The organism is Zhihengliuella salsuginis (genome assembly GCF_014651715.1).
Taxonomy (GTDB): domain Bacteria; phylum Actinomycetota; class Actinomycetes; order Actinomycetales; family Micrococcaceae; genus Zhihengliuella; species Zhihengliuella salsuginis.
On record NZ_BMXK01000008.1, the window covers coordinates 37,270 to 55,562 of the forward strand.

General features: G+C 71.0%; 17 protein-coding genes and 2 tRNA genes. 12 read left to right on the forward strand and 7 right to left on the reverse strand.

The window, feature by feature from the left end; translation table 11 throughout:
- Nucleotides 1–126: 126 nt before the first annotated feature.
- Nucleotides 127–1,830, reverse strand: coding sequence for a dihydroxy-acid dehydratase (gene ilvD / locus IE069_RS09995; RefSeq protein ID WP_373287810.1), 1,704 nt, complete (start codon nt 1,828–1,830; stop codon nt 127–129).
- A gap of 101 nt (nt 1,831–1,931) precedes the next feature.
- Between ilvD and IE069_RS10000 the strand changes: the two genes are divergently transcribed.
- The 8 genes from IE069_RS10000 (at nt 1,932) to IE069_RS10035 (ending at nt 8,560) form a co-directional block, all read left to right on the forward strand.
- The gene (locus tag IE069_RS10000; protein ID WP_189350092.1) at nt 1,932–2,408 is read left to right on the forward strand and encodes a hypothetical protein; all 477 of its coding nucleotides are present in this window, start codon (nt 1,932–1,934) and stop codon (nt 2,406–2,408) included.
- Nucleotides 2,409–2,602: 194 nt separating this feature from the next.
- Nucleotides 2,603–2,678, forward strand: a tRNA-Lys gene (locus IE069_RS10005).
- A 63-nt stretch (nt 2,679–2,741) separates the two neighbouring features.
- Complete coding sequence (bcp, locus tag IE069_RS10010; protein WP_189350094.1) at nt 2,742–3,212, forward strand: thioredoxin-dependent thiol peroxidase; 471 nt, start codon at nt 2,742–2,744, stop codon at nt 3,210–3,212.
- Between the two features lie 80 nt (nt 3,213–3,292).
- Nucleotides 3,293–3,377 (forward strand) — tRNA-Leu (locus tag IE069_RS10015).
- Between the two features lie 113 nt (nt 3,378–3,490).
- Nucleotides 3,491–5,239, forward strand: coding sequence for an ABC transporter substrate-binding protein (locus IE069_RS10020; RefSeq protein WP_189350096.1), 1,749 nt, complete (start codon nt 3,491–3,493; stop codon nt 5,237–5,239).
- Between the two features lie 79 nt (nt 5,240–5,318).
- On the forward strand, nt 5,319–6,809 hold the full coding sequence (locus tag IE069_RS10025; RefSeq protein ID WP_189350098.1) for a malate:quinone oxidoreductase: 1,491 nt from the start codon (nt 5,319–5,321) through the stop codon (nt 6,807–6,809).
- Nucleotides 6,810–6,975: 166 nt separating this feature from the next.
- Nucleotides 6,976–8,106, forward strand: coding sequence for a CE1758 family FMN-dependent luciferase-like monooxygenase (locus IE069_RS10030; RefSeq protein WP_189350100.1), 1,131 nt, complete (start codon nt 6,976–6,978; stop codon nt 8,104–8,106).
- On the forward strand, nt 8,099–8,560 hold the full coding sequence (locus IE069_RS10035; RefSeq protein ID WP_189350102.1) for a MarR family winged helix-turn-helix transcriptional regulator: 462 nt from the start codon (nt 8,099–8,101) through the stop codon (nt 8,558–8,560). Before IE069_RS10030 ends, IE069_RS10035 begins: the two co-directional genes overlap by 8 nt.
- A gap of 52 nt (nt 8,561–8,612) precedes the next feature.
- Here IE069_RS10035 and IE069_RS10040 read toward each other — a convergent pair whose 3' ends face one another.
- The 6 genes from IE069_RS10040 to IE069_RS10065 are packed head-to-tail and all read right to left on the reverse strand — an operon-like array spanning nt 8,613 to nt 14,980.
- The gene (locus IE069_RS10040) at nt 8,613–9,746 is read right to left on the reverse strand and encodes a cysteine desulfurase family protein (protein ID WP_308425385.1); all 1,134 of its coding nucleotides are present in this window, start codon (nt 9,744–9,746) and stop codon (nt 8,613–8,615) included.
- A gap of 5 nt (nt 9,747–9,751) precedes the next feature.
- The gene (nadC, locus tag IE069_RS10045; protein WP_189350106.1) at nt 9,752–10,699 is read right to left on the reverse strand and encodes a carboxylating nicotinate-nucleotide diphosphorylase; all 948 of its coding nucleotides are present in this window, start codon (nt 10,697–10,699) and stop codon (nt 9,752–9,754) included.
- A complete protein-coding gene (gene nadB, locus IE069_RS10050; RefSeq protein ID WP_189350108.1) occupies nt 10,662–12,398 on the reverse strand; it encodes an L-aspartate oxidase in 1,737 nt (578 codons plus the stop codon). Before nadB ends, nadC begins: the two co-directional genes overlap by 38 nt.
- Nucleotides 12,395–13,690, reverse strand: a complete 1,296-nt coding sequence (gene nadA / locus IE069_RS10055; RefSeq protein WP_189350110.1) for a quinolinate synthase NadA — start codon at nt 13,688–13,690, stop codon at nt 12,395–12,397. Before nadA ends, nadB begins: the two co-directional genes overlap by 4 nt.
- A complete protein-coding gene (locus tag IE069_RS10060; RefSeq protein WP_189350112.1) occupies nt 13,687–14,472 on the reverse strand; it encodes an NUDIX hydrolase in 786 nt (261 codons plus the stop codon). The genes nadA and IE069_RS10060 overlap by 4 nt, the downstream gene beginning before the upstream one ends.
- Nucleotides 14,473–14,506: 34 nt before the next feature.
- Nucleotides 14,507–14,980: an Lrp/AsnC family transcriptional regulator gene (locus IE069_RS10065; RefSeq protein WP_189350114.1), complete on the reverse strand. Its 474-nt coding sequence runs from the start codon at nt 14,978–14,980 to the stop codon at nt 14,507–14,509.
- A 116-nt stretch (nt 14,981–15,096) separates the two neighbouring features.
- On the opposite strand from IE069_RS10065, the gene IE069_RS10070 reads away from it, so the two are divergent.
- The 4 genes from IE069_RS10070 to IE069_RS10085 all read left to right on the forward strand — a co-directional run bounded on the left by IE069_RS10070 (nt 15,097) and on the right by IE069_RS10085 (nt 18,291).
- A complete protein-coding gene (locus IE069_RS10070; protein WP_189350116.1) occupies nt 15,097–16,146 on the forward strand; it encodes a thiamine pyrophosphate-dependent enzyme in 1,050 nt (349 codons plus the stop codon).
- Between the two features lie 79 nt (nt 16,147–16,225).
- Entirely contained in the window at nt 16,226–17,191 is a 966-nt protein-coding gene (locus tag IE069_RS10075) for an alpha-ketoacid dehydrogenase subunit beta (protein ID WP_229791087.1), read from the forward strand.
- Nucleotides 17,184–17,510, forward strand: coding sequence for a biotin/lipoyl-containing protein (locus tag IE069_RS10080; RefSeq protein ID WP_189350120.1), 327 nt, complete (start codon nt 17,184–17,186; stop codon nt 17,508–17,510). The genes IE069_RS10075 and IE069_RS10080 overlap by 8 nt, the downstream gene beginning before the upstream one ends.
- Before the next feature lie 10 nt (nt 17,511–17,520).
- Nucleotides 17,521–18,291 (forward strand): alpha/beta fold hydrolase, encoded by a 771-nt coding sequence (locus IE069_RS10085; RefSeq protein ID WP_189350122.1) that lies wholly within the window; start codon nt 17,521–17,523, stop codon nt 18,289–18,291.
- Nucleotides 18,292–18,293 lie beyond the last annotated feature (2 nt).

Here is an 18,293-nt window from a genome sequence, read left to right on the forward strand (position 1 = left end):
GTCAACGAGCCACGCTCACCGTCTCACTATTTGGACATTCATTTCACTCTTTGGACACTACAGGACGACGGCGGAAGGCGCCACGGCCGCGCGCGGCCGCCTCCCGCCGTCGTACTGCGCCAGCGGTTAACCGCAGTAGGCTCCGACGCTGGCCGACTTGACCAGCTTGGTGTATTTGGCCAGCACACCCTTAGTGAAGCGGGCCGGCAACGGCTCCCAGCCCTCCTTGCGGGACTCCAGCTCGGCCTCGTCGACCAGGAGGTCGAAGGAGCGCGCTGCGATGTCGACGCGGATCGTGTCGCCGTTCCGGACGAACGCGATCGGGCCGCCGTCGACGGCCTCCGGGGCCACGTGCCCGATGCACAGGCCGGTCGTGCCGCCGGAGAAGCGGCCGTCGGTCAGGAGGAGCACGTCCTTGCCGAGGCCGGCGCCCTTGATGGCGCCGGTGATGGCGAGCATCTCGCGCATGCCGGGTCCGCCCTTCGGGCCCTCGTAGCGGATGACGACGACGTCGCCGGCCGCGATCTCGCCGCGGTCCAGGGCCTCGAGCGCCCCCTGCTCGCGCTCGAACACGCGGGCGGTGCCCTCGAAGACGTCCGCGTCGAAGCCGGCCGACTTCACGACCGCTCCCTCCGGGGCGAGCGATCCGTGCAGCACGGTGACGCCACCCGTCTTGTGGAGCGGGTTGTCCATGTGGCGCAGGATCTTGCCGTCGACATCCGGCGGCGCGATGTCGGCGAGGTTCTCGGCGACGGTCTTGCCCGTGACGGTGAGGCAGTCCCCGTGCAGCAGGCCGGCGTCGAGCAGGGCCTTCATGACGACGGGCACGCCGCCGATCTTGTCCAGGTCGAACATGACGTGCTTGCCGAACGGCTTCATGTCGGCCAGGTGCGGGACCTTGTCGCCGATGCGGTTGAAGTCGTCGAGGGTCAGCTCGACCTCGGCCTCGCGGGCGATCGCCAGAAGGTGCAGGACGGCGTTGGTGGAGCCGCCGAACGCCATGGTGACGGCGATCGCGTTCTCGAACGCCTCCTTGGTCAGGATGTCGCGGGCGCGGATGCCCTTGCGCAGCATCTCGACGACGGCCTCGCCGGACTTGTGGGCGTACATGTCGCGGCGGCGGTCGGCCGACGGCGGGGCCGCCGAGCCCGGCAGAGACATGCCGAGCGCCTCGCCGATGGACGCCATCGTGTTCGCCGTGTACATGCCGCCGCAGGCGCCCTCGCCCGGGCAGATCGCGCGCTCGATCGCGTCGAGATCCTTCTCGCTCATGGTGCCGGCCGCGCAGGCTCCCACGGCCTCGAAGGCGTCGATGAGGGTGACCTCGCGCTCCGTGCCGTCGGACATCTGCGCGAAGCCCGGCATGATCGTCCCGGCATACAGGAAGACGGAGGCGAGGTTCAGCCGCGCCGCCGCCATGAGCATGCCCGGGAGGGACTTGTCGCAGCCGGCGAGGAGGACCGAGCCGTCGAGGCGCTCGGCCATCATGACGGTCTCGACCGAGTCGGCGATGACCTCGCGCGAGACGAGCGAGAAGTGCATGCCCTCGTGCCCCATGGAGATGCCGTCGGAGACGGAGATCGTCCCGAACTGCATCGGGTAGCCGCCGCCCGCGTGCACGCCCTCCTTGGAACCCTGCGCCAGCCGGTTGAGGGAGAGGTTGCAGGGGGTGATCTCGTTCCACGAACTGGCGATGCCAATCTGCGGCTTGGCGAAGTCGTCGTCGCCCATGCCGACGGCGCGGAGCATGCCGCGGGCCGGAGCGGCATGGATCCCGTCCGTGACGGCGCGACTGCGTGGCTTGATGTCTGGTGTGGAGTCCTGCGTCATATCCGCGATTCTAGGCACGTCGCATTCCCAACGGAGAACCCGTGACCAGATCTCGTAACGATGTCCAGCAATCTGTCAGGGCCCACCCATAGACTGGCGGCATGGCCTACGAGACGAATGGGAATCTGAGCGATTCGGCACTGAAGGCGCACCTGCATCGCGCGTTCGACGATCAGATCCCCAACTTCGGCAGCTACAACCTGGTCTACGCCGCGGGCAGCGCGGGCGGGAGCGGGTCCTTCATCGTCGGATTCCGGCGCCAGCCGCTGGAACTCGTCATCGCCCCGGTCAACCCCTCGACCCTCATGCCGCGCGATGCGGCCGTGTCGGTCAACCTGACGAACCTCTCCCACCTCGCCGAGGTTCGCGACGGGGGATTCGAAGTCGGCACCAGCACGGGGCGCGTCTTCCGCTTCGAGGTCGCCGCCTACCCGAGCATCGAGGTCCCGCCCTCGGTCTCCCCCGAGGGCGGCACCCGCACGCTGCTGGAGCAGGAGTCGGACGCGGCGGACTTCGTCGGTTTCATGGACGAGTTCATGACCCGTGTCGACGAGCTCGCCTCCGCGTCATCCGCGTAGCCGCCCTTAGCTACGCGTGCGCGCCCGCGCGTGCAGGGGCATAAAGAGGACTGCTCCGGGGCCGTCCGCAACGGAATATGTGAGGTGTGCCTCAACGAGGCATTCCGATTTGCACGGCCTACTCAGGGCATGTATTGTTTTATCTCGTTGCGAACGCGACAGGGCAGCGAAAAGGCCCGATCGCACCGCATAATGCACCTCTAGCTCAATTGGCAGAGCAACTGACTCTTAATCAGTAGGTTTCGGGTTCAAGTCCCGAGGGGTGCACCAGGAAAAGGAGGTCAGCCGCGAGGCTGGCCTCCTTTTGGTTTAACCCGACACGAGGAGGACCACATGGCAGAACGCCTGACCCCGGGAACGCCCGCCCCCGACTTCGAGCTGACGACGTCCGATGAGCAGCAGGTCAAGCTCTCCGATCTGCGCGGCCGCAAGGTCATCGTGTACTTCTACCCGGCGGCGTCGACCCCGGGCTGCACGAAGCAGGCCTGCGACTTCCGCGACAGCCTGGCCCCGCTCGAGGCCGCCGGATACAAGGTGCTCGGCATCTCCCCCGACAAGCCCGCCAAGCTGGCGAAGTTCGTCGAGAAGGAGACCCTGACCTTCCCCCTGCTCTCCGACGAGGACCACGCCGTCGCCGAGGCCTACGGCGCCTGGGGCGAGAAGAAGAACTACGGCAGGGTCTACGAGGGCCTGATCCGCTCGACGATCGTCGTCGGCGAGGACGGCACGGTCGAACTCGCACAGTACAACGTGCGCGCCACCGGCCATGTCGCGAAACTCCGTCGGGATCTGGGGCTCGACTAGCGATCCCCGACCCCGCCGCGGAGGCCGGTCCGCTACACTGGATTGGTCCGCTTGCAGCCGTGTGCCGCGGCGGGTCGCACGCGAGCGTGGCGAAATTGGCAGACGCGCTGGATTTAGGTTCCAGTGTCTTCGGACGTGGGGGTTCAAGTCCCCCCGCTCGCACCATCCCGACCGACCGGCGCCGCGCCGGTCGGTTTTCAGTATCGGCACCCTACGGTCCAGTCGGCGGAACCGTCCGCAACACCGCCCCCACCACAAGGCAGCAAGGAGACCGCGCGTTGAACCCCGGCAACCTCCAGTCCCCCGGAACGGCCGCAGCCCCGGGCTCGGCCTCGGGTCTCTCCCGCCGCGCGCTTTTCGGCCTCGGCGCCGGGCTCGGGTCCGCCGCCCTGCTCGGCCTCAGCGGTTGCAGCACGACGCCGGCGCCCGCACCGTCCGCATCCCCCTCGCCGTCGCCGACCGGGCCGCTCACGTTCAGACTCGGCACACCGGCCGCGCCCGTCTCCCTCGATCCGTCGATGGTCACCGACGCCGAATCCCACCGTGTCACCCGCCAGATCTTCGAGGGCCTCGTGGGTGTCGACCCCGAGAGCGGCGCCCCGCGCCCCGCCCTGGCCTCCTCGTGGGAGGCGTCGGACGACGGCCTCGCCTACACGTTCACACTGCGCCCCGGTGTCACCTTCCACGACGGCACCGAGCTGACGGCCGACGTCGTCGTGCAGAACTTCGAGCGCTGGGCCGCCAGCATCGGCGACGCGGCCTCCCAGGACGCCCTCTCCTTCGACGCGGTCTTCCACCACCGCGCCTCCGAACTGCCGGCCCCGTCCGACGACGAGCCGACGCTCGACGGCCTGACGCAGGAGGCGCTGGGCCGGATGCCCGAGGTCCCGGAGGCCATCGCCGCGGGAGAGAGCTACTTCGCCGGCTGCCGCGCCGAGGACGAGGAGACGTTCGTCCTCGAACTCAACGCCCCGCTCACCGGGCTCGTCCAGGCCCTCACGATCCCCGGTCTGGCGGTCGCAGCGCCGTCGTCGACCCCCGAAGCGCCGGTCGGCACCGGACCGTACCGGTACACCGGTGCGAGCGACGGGACCTACTCCCTCGAGCGCTTCGACGAGTACTGGCACACGACCCCGGAAGCCGTCGAACGGGTCGAGTTCCGGGTCCTGCGCGACGGGGATTCGAGACTGCGGTCCCTGCTCGACGGCTCGCTGGACGGGTTCGACGCCGTGACGGTCAACGAGATGCGCGAGCTCGTGCGCAGCGGCCAGCAGATCCTCCAGCGCGACCCCTTCTCCGTGCTCTACCTCGGCATGAACCAGTCGTCGGGGCCCCTCGCCTCGCTGCCGGTCCGCCAGGCCGTCTCGCACGCGATCCAGCGCTCCCAGGTCATCGAGAACCACTTCATCGCGGGCACGGACGAGGCCAAGGCCTTCACCCCGCCGAGCCTCGGCGTGGAACCGCCGGCAACGTACTACGGCTACGACCCGGACGAGGCCGAACGCCTGCTCGAGGAATCCGGGTACGACGGCGAGCCGATCCCGTTCCTGTACCCCCTCAACGTCACCCGCGGCTACCTGCCGCTGCCCGAGCGGATCTACGCCGAGATCAGCGCCCAGCTCACGACGGCCGGGTTCAACATCAAGCCGGTCCCGCTGGACTGGTCCGACGGGTACATCGAAGCCATCTTCGGCGGCGAGCACGCCGGCTTCCACCTCCTCGGCTGGACGGGCTCCTACCGCGACCCCGACCACTTCCTGGGGTCGATCTTCGCCAGTGCCGACCAGCAGTTCGGGTACGACTCGGCAACCCTGAGGACCCACATCGCCGCGGCGCGGTCGATGCCCGAAACCCCGGAGCGCACCGCAGCGTACCGGGCCATCGGCGAGGTCCTCGCCCGGGACGTTCCGGCCCTGCCGCTGGCCTTCCCGATCTCCGCGCTGACCGTCACGACCGACGTCACCGCCTACCCGGTGAGCCCCGTCCTCGACGAGCCCCTCGACCGGGTGAGGATGGTCACAACCTGACGCCCGTCCGGGCCCTGAATTTCGGTGCGCTGACGTGGACGCGCTAACCTTTCGGTAAAACCTCGCCTTTCGACGGAGAATGCCTGTGCCCGCCACACCTGCCACCCAGAACATCGACGTCGCGCTCATCGGCGGCGGCGTCATGTCTGCCACGCTCGGCACGCTCATCAAGCAGCTCGAGCCCAACTGGACGATCAGCCTCTTCGAGAATCTGGACGAGGCCGGCCTGGAGTCCTCGGGGCCGTGGAACAACGCCGGCACCGGGCACTCGGCACTGTGCGAGCTCAACTACACGCCCGCGGGCCAGGACGGCCGGGTCGACCCCGCCAAGGCCGTCGGCATCAACGAGCAGTTCCAGGTCTCCCGCCAGTTCTACGCCTTCATGGTCGAGCAGGGCCTCATCGGCCCCCCGAAGTCGTTCATCAACGCCCTGCCGCACATGAGCTTCGTCATCGGCGACGACAACTCCGACTACCTGCAAGCCCGTCGCGACGCCCTGCGCACGCAGCCGCTGTTCGAGAACATCGAGCACACCGAGGACCTCTCCACCATCGCGGACTGGGCGCCGCTGGTGGCCGAGGGCCGCAACGAGTCCCAGCGCGTGGCCGCATCGCGGTTCACCACGGGCACCGACGTCGACTTCGGATCGCTGACGCGCCAGCTGACGACGCACCTCGGGGCGTCGGGCGTCGAGCTGAACTTCGGGCACAAGGTCCTCGGACTGAGCCGCGACGGCTCCGGCTGGCAGATCTCCGTGAAGAACAACGCGACCGGCGAGAAGCGCAAGGTCAACGCGAAGTTCGTCTTCGTCGGCGCGGGCGGCGGCGCGCTGCGCCTGCTGCAGTCCGCGGGCATCGACGAGATCAAGGGCTTCGGCGGCTTCCCCGTCTCCGGCCAGTTCCTGCGCAACACCAGCGACTCCACCATCGAACGACACCACGCGAAGGTCTACGGCCAGGCATCCGTCGGCGCCCCGCCCATGTCGGTGCCCCACCTGGACACGCGCTTCGTCGACGGCAAGCGCTCCCTGATGTTCGGCCCCTACGCCGGATTCTCGACGAACTTCCTCAAGTCGGGCTCCTACCTCGACCTGCCGCTGTCCATCAGCCCGAGCAACATCCTCCCGATGCTCGCGGTCGGCAAGGACAACCTCGACCTGACCAAGTACCTCGTCAAGGAGGTCCTCAAGTCGCGCACCAAGAAGGACGACGCGCTGCGCGAGTACTACCCGGAGGCCGACGGCGACGAGTGGGAGCTGATCACCGCCGGCCAGCGCGTGCAGGTCATCAAGAAGGACGCGAAGAAGGGCGGCGTGCTCCAGTTCGGCACCGAGGTCATCACGAGCTCGGACGGCTCGATCTCCGGCCTGCTCGGCGCCTCGCCGGGCGCCTCCACGGCCGCGCCGATCATGCTCGAGGTCCTGCGCCGCTGCTTCCCGTCCCAGTTCGGCGGCTGGGAGTCGAAGCTCACGGAGATCATCCCGAGCTTCGGCCAGCGTCTGAACGAGAACCCCGCGCTGCTCGCCGACGTGACTGCGGCGACCGACAAGGCGCTCGAGCTCGACTCCTGAGCCGGCCCCGACGCTGATCCAGAAGACCCGGCAGGCACCTGCCGGGTCTTCTCTCGTCTGCGGAGCGCACGGCCGGGAATAACGCCGGCGGGTCGAACGCTATTGTATGCAAACACATATAAATGTGGCATACTGGCTTCAAGGCCACCGAACAAAGGAGCACACCATGCAGATCGGCGTCTTCAGCGTCAGCGACATCACGACCGACCCCACCAACAACACGACTCCGTCCGAGAACGACCGCATCAAGGCATCGGTGGCGATCGCCAAGAAGGTCGAGGAGATCGGCATGGATGTCTACGCCATCGGCGAGCACCACAACCCGCCCTTCTTCTCCTCGTCCCCGACCACGACGCTCGCGCACATCGCGGCGCAGACCGAGCGGATCATCCTCTCGACGGCCACCACGCTGATCACCACCAACGATCCGGTGAAGATCGCCGAAGACTTCGCGATGCTGCAGCACCTCTCCGACGGCCGCGTCGACCTCGTCCTCGGCCGCGGCAACACCGCACCGGTGTACCCGTGGTTCGGCAAGAACATGCAGGACTCGGTCGATCTGACCGTCGAGAACGCGCATCTGCTGCACCGCCTGTGGAACGAGGACTCCGTGACCTGGGACGGCAAGTTCCGCACCCCGCTGCAGAACTTCACCTCGACGCCGCGCCCGCTCGACGACGTCGCGCCGTTCGTCTGGCACGGCTCGATCCGCACGCCACAGGTGGCCGAGATCGCCGCCTACTACGGCGACGGCTTCTTCGCCAACAACATCTTCTGGCCGAAGGAGCACTACCAGCAGCTCATCAGCCTCTACCGCGAGCGCTTCGAACACTACGGCCACGGCCGCGCCGACCAGGCGTTCGTGGGTCTCGGCGGCCAGTTCTACCTGGGCAAGACCTCCCAGGAAGCGGCCCGCGAGTTCCGCCCCTACTTCGACAACGCCCCGGTCTACGGCCACGGCCCGTCGATGGAGGACTTCACCTCGCAGACCCCGCTCACCGTCGGCAGCCCGCAGGAGGTCATCGAGAAGACCCTGTCCTTCCAGGAGTACTTCGGCGACTACCACCGGCAGCTGTTCCTGGTGGACCACGCCGGCCTGCCGCTGAAGACCGTGCTGAACCAGCTGGACATGTTCGGCGAGCACGTCCTGCCGGAGCTGCGCGCCGAGTACGCCAAGCGCAAGCCGGCCGACCACCCGGACGCCCCCACGCACGCGAGCCTGACGGCGGCGAAGCAGGCCGGCGTGAAGCCGGCCCAGATGAAGAACGAGCAGGCCGAGGCGATCGAGAATGGCTGATCAACCGGAGCCCCCGAACGTGCGGGAGACCGCGCTGGCCTGGGAATCCCTGTTCCGCTGCCAGGTGACGATCATGCGCCGGCTGCAGACCCTGCCGGACTTCCGCGAGCTGAACATGCGCGAGTACGACGTCCTGTTCAACCTCAAGCGGGCCCCCGACTGCGGGTTGCGGCTCGGCGACCTGAACGAGCACCTGCTGCTCAGCCAGCCGAGCCTCTCCCGCATGATCGACCGGCTCGTGACCCGCGGACTCGTCGCCCGCATCGCCGACCCGGCGGACGCCCGGGCCGTCCTGATCACGCTGACGGAGGCGGGCGCCGAGGTGCAGCAGCGCATCGGCCGGGCCCACGTGAGGCACATCAACGAGGTGATGGCGGAGGGGCTCAGCCGGGACGAGCTGTGCCAGCTGCGCCGGCTCACACAGGCCCTCAGCGATTCGGTCGGGCCCTCCTGACCTCCCGGCGCGAACAGCCCGGGCGCCCGTTGCGAACGGCGCCCGGGCTGTTCTATGCCCCGGGGGCGACCGCCCGGACGGCGGCGACCAGGGCGCGTGCCGTCTGCGTGATCTCGGCCTCCTTCACGTCGCGCGTGAAACTCAGCCGGACCGAGGTCAGCGCCAGGTCCGGCGCGTAGCCCATCGCGAGGAGGACGGGCGAGGGCTCGTCGCTGTCCGCGTGGCACGCCGAGCCCGAGGAGCACTGGATGCCGCGGCGCTCCAGCTCGAGCAGGACCGCCTCCCCTGCCGTCCCCGGGAAGCAGAACGAGACGATCCCGGGTACCCGCTGCTCCGGGTGGCCCGTGGGCACCGCCCGGTCCTGCAGGTCCTGCACGACGGCGTCGCGCAGGTGGGTGCCGAACCCCGCCGCCCGTCCGTCGTCGTCCCGCGCGGCCCGCGCGGCGTGCTGCAGCGCGAGCGCCGTCGCCACCGCCCCCGCCACGTTCTCGGTTCCGCCGCGGCGGCCGCGCTCCTGGCCGCCGCCGCCGAGCTGCTCCGCCAGCGGCAGGCGCGCGCGGACCATGAGCAGCCCGGCCCCCTTGATGCCCCCGATCTTGTGGCCGGAGACGGTCAGCGCGTCGACCCCGCCCGCGAGCTCGGCGAGGTCGAGCCAGCCGGCCGCCTGCACGGCATCGGTGTGCACCAGCGCCCCGGCGGCGCGCGCGGCTCCGGCGATCTCGGCGATCGGCTGGATCGTTCCGACCTCGTTGTTCACGGCCATGACGGACACGAGGGTCGTGTCCTCGCGCAGCGCGCGCGCCACGTCGGCGGGGTCGACCCGGCCCCGCCGGTCCACCCCCACGACGGTCAGCTCGAAGCCGTGGTGCTCGGCCAGGTACCGGGCGGCGTTGCGCACGGACGAGTGCTCGACCGCGCTGACGACCAGGTGCCGGCCGCGCGGCGCCGCCAGCGCCAGGCCCTTGAGGGCGAGGTTGTTCGACTCGGTCCCCCCGGAGGTGAAGACCACGTCGTTCTCGCGCACGCCGAGCGCCGCCGCCGACGTGCCGCGCGCGAACGAGAGGGCGCGGGCGGCCGAGGCGCCGAGCTCGTGCCGGCTGGACGGGTTGCCGAAGTCGTTGGTGAGCAGAGGCCAGACCGTCTGCAGGACGTCCTGCCGCGTCGGCGCCGTGGCGGCCGCATCCATGTAGATCACGACGCCCCGCCGCCCGTCGCGGCCTCGAAGTCGAGGCCGAGGTCCAGGGAGCGCACGCTGTGCGTCAGCGCGCCCGAGGAGACGACGTCGACACCCGTGGCCGCGATCTCGCCGATGGTCTCGGCGCGGACGTTGCCCGAGGCCTCCACCAGGCAGCGTCCGGCGACCCGGCGCACGCCCTCGGCCAGGTCGGCCAGCGCGAAGTTGTCGAGCATGACCGTGTCCACACCGGCCTCGACGACGGGCTCGAGCTGGTCCAGGCGGTCGATCTCCACCTCGAAGTGCACGGTGTGGCCCAGCTGCTCCCTGGCCCGGCGCAGGGCCCGGGTCAGCTCCCCGCCGGTGCCGAGCAGGGCGAGGTGGTTGTCCTTGGCCATGACGGCCTCGCTGAGGTTGTCCCGGTGGTTGTACCCGCCGCCGCACCTCACGGCGTAGCGTTCGAGCACGCGCAGCCCGGGCGTCGTCTTGCGGGTGTCGGCGACCCGGACCGGGTGGCCGTTGGCGGAGACGGCGCCGCCGGCCGCGGCGACCATGGCCGCCGTCGCCGTGGCGATGCCGCTGAGCCGCTGCAGGAGGTTCAGGCCGACCCGCTCGCCGGTCAGCAGCGCCCGCGCCGGACCGCTCACGGTGACCAGGGCGTCCCCGGCCGCGAACCGGTCCCCGTCGGCGAGGTGCTCGGAGACGGACACCGAATCGTCCACGAGGCGCATGCTGGCGGCGAAGGCGGCGAGCCCGGCGCACACGCCGGCCTCGCGCGCGACGACCCGGCCGACGGCCGTCGCGGTGTCGTCGATCAGCGTGTCCGCCGTGATGTCGCCGGCGGGCGCGTCCTCCGCGAGGGCCGCGGCCACGATCCGCTCCAGGGCGGGACGCGGCACCGGGCGGGGAGCCCGGAGGACCGCCCGCTCACGAATGCTGGGCTGCTGCGAAGGGCTGTGCTGCATGTCGTTCTCCCCTGTCGGTTCTCGTCGATGTCGTCGGTGTCGTCGGTGCCGGGCGGTGCCCGTCGGGGCGCCCGGTGTCGTTGCGGAAATGGGCCCCGAGCGAATCCTCCCGGGCCAGGGCCGCGCGCGCGATCAGCCGGCCGAGGAGCGCGCGGTTCGCGAGCTCGTGGACGGCGCGGGACTCCCCGCCGCCCAGGCTTCGCTCGGCCTCGGCTGCGATGCGCCCGGCCTCGGACGCCGCCTCCCGGAGGCCTCGTGCGTTGCGTTCGACGGCCAGGTGCCGGCTGGCGACCCGTCGCAGCCGTGCGGACAGCTCCGCCGTGCCCGGGCCGGGCAGCGGCGCCCGGTCCGGGGCACCCCGCAGGGGGCGGCGCGGACGGGAACGGGGCGCGGCAGCGGGCGCCGCCGCACCGGCGAGTGCCGCGTCGACGGCGCGCCAGGCGAAGACGAGGCCCTCCAGCAGCGAGTTGGAGGCGAGCCGGTTGGCCCCGTGGACCCCGGTGCAGGCGGACTCCCCGACCGCGTAGAGACCGGCGACGCCGGTCCGCCCGCTGGCATCGGTGGCGATCCCGCCCATCCAGTAGTGCTGGGCCTCGGCCACCGGGATCAGGTCGCGGGCCGGATCCAGTCCGGCGGCGGCGAGGGAGGCGACGATGCCCGGGAAGCGGCCCGCGAGGAAGCCTGCTCCCCGGCTGCGCTCGATCCCGCGGGCGTCGAGGAAGACGCCGCCCGTCGCGCGGCGCCGGGCGTGGATGGCGCGGGCGACGACGTCCCGCGGGGACAGCTCGGCGCGCGGGTCGGCGGAGGGCATGAAGCGCTCCCCCGCCCCGTCGAGCAGCACAGCGCCCTCGCCCCGCACGGCCTCCGAGATCATGAGCGTGGGGGCGTCCTGCGCCCCGGGCGGGCGGGTGCCGACGGCCGCGGCGTCCAGCAGGGTGGGGTGGAACTGGATGAACTCGAGGTCGCGGAGCCGGGCGCCGGCCCGCCAAGCCAGCGCCGCCCCGTCCCCCGTCGCCCCGGACGGGTTGGTCGTGAATTCGTAGAGCTGGCCGATGCCGCCCGTCGCGATGACGACCGCGTCCCCTGCGAGCTCCCGGATCGGCCCGTCCGGACCGGCCGCCCCGCCGGCGAGCAGGCGCACGCCGGCGACCGTGCCGTCGTCGTGCTGGACGAGATCCGTGACGAACGCGTTCTCGAGGATCCGCAGGCGGCCGCGGGCCTCGGCGGTGCGGCACGCGCGGATGAGCGCGGACGCGATGCCGGCGCCCGTCGCGTCCCCGCCGTGGTGCAGGATGCGGGCGTGCGAATGCGCGCCCTCCAGCCCCAGGGCGAACCCGCGCTCCGCACGGTCGAACTCCGTTCCGGCCGCGATCAGGCGCTCGACGTGGGTCCACGCCTCGCGGCAGAGGAGCTCGACGGCGGCCGGGTCGCCGGCGTGCGCCCCGGCCGTCAGGGTGTCGGCGATGTGCGAGGCGACGCTGTCGCCCGCCGCCTCCGAGTCCGGCGAGACCGCGGCGATCCCGCCCTGGGCGTACCAGGTGTTCGAATCCTGCAGCCGGTCCTTCGTGACGAGGGTGGCGGCCGGCTCCCCCGCCGCACGCGACCGCTCGGCGGCGGCGAGGGCGGCGTAGAGCCCGGCGATGCCGGAGCCGACGATGATCAGCGAACGCGCCCCGCCCCCTCCGACGGCGGTGCTCACGGCTTCGCGTCGAGCATGCGCTGGAGGGCGACCTTCGCGTGCGCGGTCGTCCCCTCGTCGACGGTGATCCGGTTGACCACGCGGCCCGCGACGAGCTCCTCCAGGACCCAGGCCAGGTAGCCCGGGTGGATGCGGTACATCGTCGAGCACGGGCAGACCACCGGGTCGAGGCAGAAGATCGTGTGCTGCGGGTACTCGTCCGCCAGGCGGTTGACCATGTTGACCTCGGTGCCGATGGCGAACACGCTCGGCTCGGTCGCCGCCGCGACGGCCTTGCGGATGAAATCGGTGGAGCCCGCGGCATCGGCCGCGTCGACGACGGGCATCGGGCACTCGGGGTGGACGATCACCTGCACCTCGGGGAACTGCGCCCGGGCGCCCTCGATCTGCTCGACCGTGAAGCGCTTGTGCACCGAGCAGAAGCCGTGCCAGAGGATCACGCGGGCGTCGCGCAGCGTCTGCTCGTCGTTGCCGCCGAGGGCCGCGCGCGGGTTCCACATGGGCATGGCCTCGAGGGGCACGCCCATGGCCTTGGCCGTGTTCCGGCCCAGGTGCTGGTCGGGGAAGAACAGGACCCGCCGGCCGCGTTCGAACGCCCATTCGAGCACCGTCGCCGCGTTCGAGGAGGTGCACACGATTCCGCCGTTGCGCCCGACGAAGCCCTTCAACGCGGCGGAGGAGTTCATGTAGGTCACGGGCACGACGGCGGCGCGCCCGTCGTCGTCCTCGTCCGCGTAGAGCTCCATGAGCTGCTCCCAGCACTCCTCGACGCTGGAGGAATCGGCCATGTCCGCCATCGAGCAGCCGGCCGCCAGGTTGGGCAGGACCACCGCCTGGTCGTCGCGGGAGAGGATGTCGGCCGTCTCTGCCATGAAGTGCACGCCGCAGAACACGATGTACTTCGCGTCCTCGCGGGACAGGGCCGCGTTGGCGAGCTGGAAGGAGTCGCCGACGAAGTCCGCGTGCTCGACGACCTCGTCGCGCTGGTAGAAGTGCCCGAGCACCACGAGATCCTCGCCGAGCTGCTCCTTGGCGCGGCGGATCCGCCCGCCGAGCTCGGCGTCGTCGGCCAGCCGGTACTCCTCGGGGATCACGCCCTGGCGCGGCGTGTCCGCGGGGGCGACGTCCTCCATCGAGGACCCGGGCCCGTAGGCCGGCGAGCCGGCGTCGAAATTCCACGGTGAGACGGCCAGCTCCGGCGTGCACGAGCCGCCGGCGGCCGGCGACGTCGCCGCACCGGGGGCCGGACGGGCCGTCTCGAAGCTCTGGATCTTGACTTGGACGCTTGTCATACTCGTGAACCTTCCTGGGGGGATGCGGTGGCGGCAGGGGCCGGGGCGGGCAGTGCGGTGACAGGGTCTTCGTAGCGGTAGAGCTTCGGCGGGCGGTGCTTGACGCCGTGCAGGTGCTCCCCCGTCTCGACCAGGCCCGGCGAGCCCTTGAGCTGGCGCCGAAAGTTGGCGGGATCGAGCGTCGTGTCGAGGACGACCTCGTACACCTCGCGGACCTGGGCGAGCGTGAACCGGTCTCCCAGCAGGCGGTGGGCGACCTTCCCGTAGGTCACCTTGTTCCGCAGCCGCCAGAGCGCGTACTCCACGATCCGGCCGTGGTCGAAGGCCAGCTGCTCCCGGACCTCGGGCGAGTCGACCGGGAACCAGGCGACGTTGGGGTCTTCGATGAGCTCTGAATGGGGCGCGCCCCGGTCGTCGCGCGCCCCGCTCGTGTCGGCCTGGCGGACGAGCGCCCAGTAGACGATCGAGACGACCCGCCGCGCCGGCGAGCGGTCGGTGCCGCCGAACGCGTAGAGCTGCTCGAGGTAGCGCGGCACCAGGCCCGTGGTCGTGCGCAGGTTCTCCGCGGCCGCGGACTGGAGCGACTGCTCCGCGGCCAGCGGCCCTCCCGGCAGCGCCCACTGCCCGCGGTACGGCTGGCGGGTGCGCCTCACCAGGGGGATCCACAGCCGCAGGGGGCTGTCCTCGTCCGCGCCGCGGTCGCGGCGCAGGGAGAAGATCACGGTGGAGACCGCCAGCTCCGGGCTCGTCGCGGCCCGCTCGGAGACGTTCAGAAATTCCATGGATCCCGCCGGTGAAGAGTTAATGTCACAACGACTATAACTCATCCGGCACCGCGGCCGCCTCGACGAGCGGCAGCATGCGCGACGCGATCGGCGTATTCAGCACGACCGACGACGACGACCGCACCACAGTGCCGGTGGCCAGGACCGCGTCGAGCACGCGCTGCAGATCCGCGTTCGACCGCGCTACGACGCACGCCAGCAGGTCGAACTCGCCGGAGACGGTGTGCAGCTCGAGCACCTCGGGAATACCGGCGAGCGCGGCGGCGACGCCGTCGTGCCCGGCGTCCTGGTGGATGGCGAGCGAGCAGTAGGCGCGCACGGGGTAGCCGATCCCTTCGGGGTCCAGCTGCGGCCCCCACCCGGTGATCGCCCCCGCGGCCTGGAGCTTGTCCAGCCGCGCCTGGACAGTGGCGCGGGCGACGGCGAGCGCGCGGGAGGCTTCGAGGACGGACATCTTGTGGTCGCCGGTGAAGAGAGCGACGATTCGGGCGTCAAGGGTGTCCATGATATTCCTTGCAGTTTGTCTAGGGCTATTGGGTTCTGGCTCGGCAATTAGTGCAGTTTGCCTACCCTCTATGATGCACCTTGCATAGCCGCCCTGGCGTGTCTACCGTCACAAACATGAATACTCTGTCCTACGGCCGCGCCGCTCTGCCCGACGCCGAGCTGGTGCGCCTCTTTTCCCAGATGACGCAGGTGAGGCACCTGGACACGTCGGCGATCGCCTGGCAGCGCCAGGGCATCCTCCCCGGCTACGCGCCGATGCGCGGCCAGGAGGCCGCCCAGGTGGGCAGCGTGGCCGCGCTCGACATGTCCCGCGACTTCGTCTTCCCGACCTACCGCGAGATGGGCGCGGCTCTGGCCGCCGGCGTCGATATGGGCGAGTACATGGCGACCCACAAGGCGACGTGGAACGGCGGCATGTACGACGCCCGCGAAACCCGGGTCACGCCGATCCAGACGGTGATCGGCGGGTCCGCGCTGCACGCCGTCGGGTGGGCGCACGGGCAGCGGCTGGACGCCGCCGCGGCCGGGGCGGACGAACCACTGGACCTGCCGGTCGCGCTGGTCTACCTCGGCGACGGAGCGAGCTCGCAGGGCGACATCCACGAGGCGATGAACTTCGCCGGCGTCTTCGAGACGCCGACCGTGTTCTTCGTCCAGAACAACGGCTGGGCCATCTCCGTTCCGACGGAGCGCCAGGTCGCCGGCGGCTCGGTGGCCGCACGCGGCGCGGGCTACGGCATCGCGTCGATCCACGTGGACGGGAACGACGTCGAGGCGGTCGTCCAGGCGACACGCGCCGCCGTCGCCCACGCCCGCTCCGGCGCGGGACCCGCCGTCGTCGAGGCGATGACCTACCGGCGCGGCCCCCACTCGACGTCGGACGACCCGGGGCGCTACCGCTCACTGGCCGAGGAGCGTCGCGACGGCGGGGTGGACCCCATGGACGCGCTCAGGGACCGCCTCCTCGAGGCCGGCGCGCTGACGGCGGAGGACGTCGCGGCGATTCAGAGCGAGGCCGAGGCATTCGAGGAACGCGTCCGGGCCGACGTCCAGGCCCAGGGGCCCCGGCCGGGGGCCGAGATGTTCGAGTACGTCTATCAGGAGATGCCGGCACCCCTGCGCGAGCAGGCCGCCGCATGGCGAGAGGAATCCGATCATGTCTAATGCCGTAGCCACCCCGCCGGTGGATGCCGGCGCGGGCCGGACCGTCCCCGCAGAGCGCACCGGACGGACGACCCTGTCCATGAACCAGGCCATCAACGCGGCGCTGCACGACGCGCTCGCGGAGAACCCGCGCACGCTCGTCCTCGGCGAGGACGTGGGCCGGCTCGGCGGCGTCTTCCGCGTCACGGACGGGCTGCAGGCGAAGTTCGGGGCCGACCGCGTCTTCGACACCCCGCTGGCGGAGTCGGGCATCCTGGGCATGTCGGCCGGCCTCGCGATGGCGGGCTACCACCCGATCCCCGAGGTCCAGTTCGACGGGTTCACCTACCCGGCGATCAACCAGCTGGTCACGCAGATCGCCCGGATGAACTTCCGCACCCGCGGCGCCCTGCCGATGCCCATCACGCTGCGCATGCCGAGCTTCGGCGGCATCCAGTCCCCCGAGCTGCACTCGGAGTCACTCGAGTGGCTGTTCGCCCACGTGGCCGGACTGAAGGTCGTCTCCCCGTCCAGCCCGCACCAGGCGTACCACCTGCTGCGGCACGCCGCGCAGCGCCCGGACCCCGTGGTCTACATGGAGCCGAAGTCGCGCTACTGGCAGAAGGGCCGGGTCGACTTCGACGAGCCCGGAAACCTCGAGGGCGCGCACGTCGCCCGCGCCGGACGGCACCTGACGCTTGTCGCGTGGGGCGCGATGGTCTCCCGGTGCCTGCAGGCGGCGGAGGCCGCCGCGGAGGACGGGCTCGACGTCGAGGTCCTCGACCTGCGCTGGCTCTCCCCCATCGACGCGGACGCCCTGGCGGCGTCGATCAGCAAGACGCGGCGCGCCGTCGTCGTGCACGAGGCCCCGAAGACCGCGGGCCTGGGCGCCGAGGTCTCCCAGCTCATCACGGAGCGGTGCTTCGGCACGCTCAAGGCCCCGGTGGAGCGCGTGACCGGCTTCGACGTGCCGTTCCCCTCCGGGAGCCTCGAGAACGAATACATCCCGAACATCGACCGCATCCTGTATGGGATCCAGCGCGTATTGGAGTACCGCCGTGGCTGAACTGTCCTTCCCCCTGCCCGATCTCGGCGAGGGCCTCATCGAGGCCACCATCCTCGAGTGGCTCGTCGAGGAGGGCGAGCACGTCGAGCGCAACCAGCCGCTCGTCGAGGTCGAGACGACCAAGAGCTCGCTCGAGCTGCCCAGCCCGCAGACCGGCGTCGTGGTGCGCACGCACGGCGGACCGGGTGAGACGATCGACGTGGGCGACCCGCTCATCGTGTTCGAGGTCCCCGACGACACCGCCGGGATCATCGGCACCGTCCCGAAGGACGAGAAGCCGAAGCGGCGGGTGCGACTGAACGTCGACCTCGATGACTGACGGAGGAACCATGACCTCAACCCGACTACTCGGCGTCCAGGCCTTCGGCGACGCCGCAGGGCTGCCCCCCGTCGTCCTGATCCACGGGTTCGCCTCGTCGATCCACGCGAACTGGGAGGCCACGGGCTGGATCCGGCACCTGACAGAGGCGGGCCGGCGCGTCGTCGCCGTCGAGCTGCCGGGCCACGGGAACACCCCGGCCGCTGCCGACTGGACACCGGCGGACCTCGTCGAAGAGGTCGCCTCCGTGATCGATGAGCACGTCGGCGTCGCGGACGTGATCGGCTACTCCCTGGGAGCGCGGCTCGGCTGGGAGCTGGCCGGCCGGCACCCGGAGCGCGTGCGGCGCCTCGTGCTCGGCGGCGCGGCGGCCGTGGACCCGTTGGCCGGGTTCGACACAGCGGAAGCGCACCGCGTCCTCGACCCGACCGACGGGGCCGACGCGATGTCCGACCCGGTCTCCGAGCAGCTGCTGGGCGCGGCCCGGGCCGGCGAGCAGATGCTCGGTCGCTCGGACGGGCTGGCCACCGTGCTGGCATTCATTGAATCCATCCAGTCGCAGCGCTACGATCCGGCCAGCTCCGTGCCGACGTCTCCCACGCTGGCCGTCGCCGGCGAGCGCGACGACCTCGCGGAGACCAGCGCCGAGCTGTTGCGGCTGGTGCGCGAGGCGGGCGGGGAGGCGCCCGACGTCGTCCTGGTGCCCGGGCGGACCCACGCGAACGCGGTGACGGCGCGGGCGTTCAAGCGGGCGGCGACGGAGTTCCTCGCCGCCGAATAGAG

Bases quoted from the DNA above. Each gene is read 5' to 3' on its own strand.
- IE069_RS10085 (WP_189350122.1), top strand. From the start codon at position 17,521: ATGACCTCAACCCGACTACTCGGCGTCCAGGCCTTCGGCGACGCCGCA.
- bcp (WP_189350094.1), top strand. From the start codon at position 2,742: ATGGCAGAACGCCTGACCCCGGGAACGCCCGCCCCCGACTTCGAGCTG.
- IE069_RS10070 (WP_189350116.1), top strand. From the start codon at position 15,097: ATGAATACTCTGTCCTACGGCCGCGCCGCTCTGCCCGACGCCGAGCTG.
- nadC (WP_189350106.1), bottom strand. From the start codon at position 10,699: ATGCAGCACAGCCCTTCGCAGCAGCCCAGCATTCGTGAGCGGGCGGTC.
- IE069_RS10075 (WP_229791087.1), top strand. From the start codon at position 16,226: ATGAACCAGGCCATCAACGCGGCGCTGCACGACGCGCTCGCGGAGAAC.
- IE069_RS10040 (WP_308425385.1), bottom strand. From the start codon at position 9,746: ATGGATGCGGCCGCCACGGCGCCGACGCGGCAGGACGTCCTGCAGACG.
- nadA (WP_189350110.1), bottom strand. From the start codon at position 13,690: ATGACAAGCGTCCAAGTCAAGATCCAGAGCTTCGAGACGGCCCGTCCG.
- IE069_RS10060 (WP_189350112.1), bottom strand. From the start codon at position 14,472: ATGGAATTTCTGAACGTCTCCGAGCGGGCCGCGACGAGCCCGGAGCTG.
- IE069_RS10030 (WP_189350100.1), top strand. From the start codon at position 6,976: ATGCAGATCGGCGTCTTCAGCGTCAGCGACATCACGACCGACCCCACC.
- IE069_RS10065 (WP_189350114.1), bottom strand. From the start codon at position 14,980: ATGGACACCCTTGACGCCCGAATCGTCGCTCTCTTCACCGGCGACCAC.
- IE069_RS10000 (WP_189350092.1), top strand. From the start codon at position 1,932: ATGGCCTACGAGACGAATGGGAATCTGAGCGATTCGGCACTGAAGGCG.
- IE069_RS10025 (WP_189350098.1), top strand. From the start codon at position 5,319: ATGCCTGTGCCCGCCACACCTGCCACCCAGAACATCGACGTCGCGCTC.
- ilvD (WP_373287810.1), bottom strand. From the start codon at position 1,830: ATGACGCAGGACTCCACACCAGACATCAAGCCACGCAGTCGCGCCGTC.
- IE069_RS10035 (WP_189350102.1), top strand. From the start codon at position 8,099: ATGGCTGATCAACCGGAGCCCCCGAACGTGCGGGAGACCGCGCTGGCC.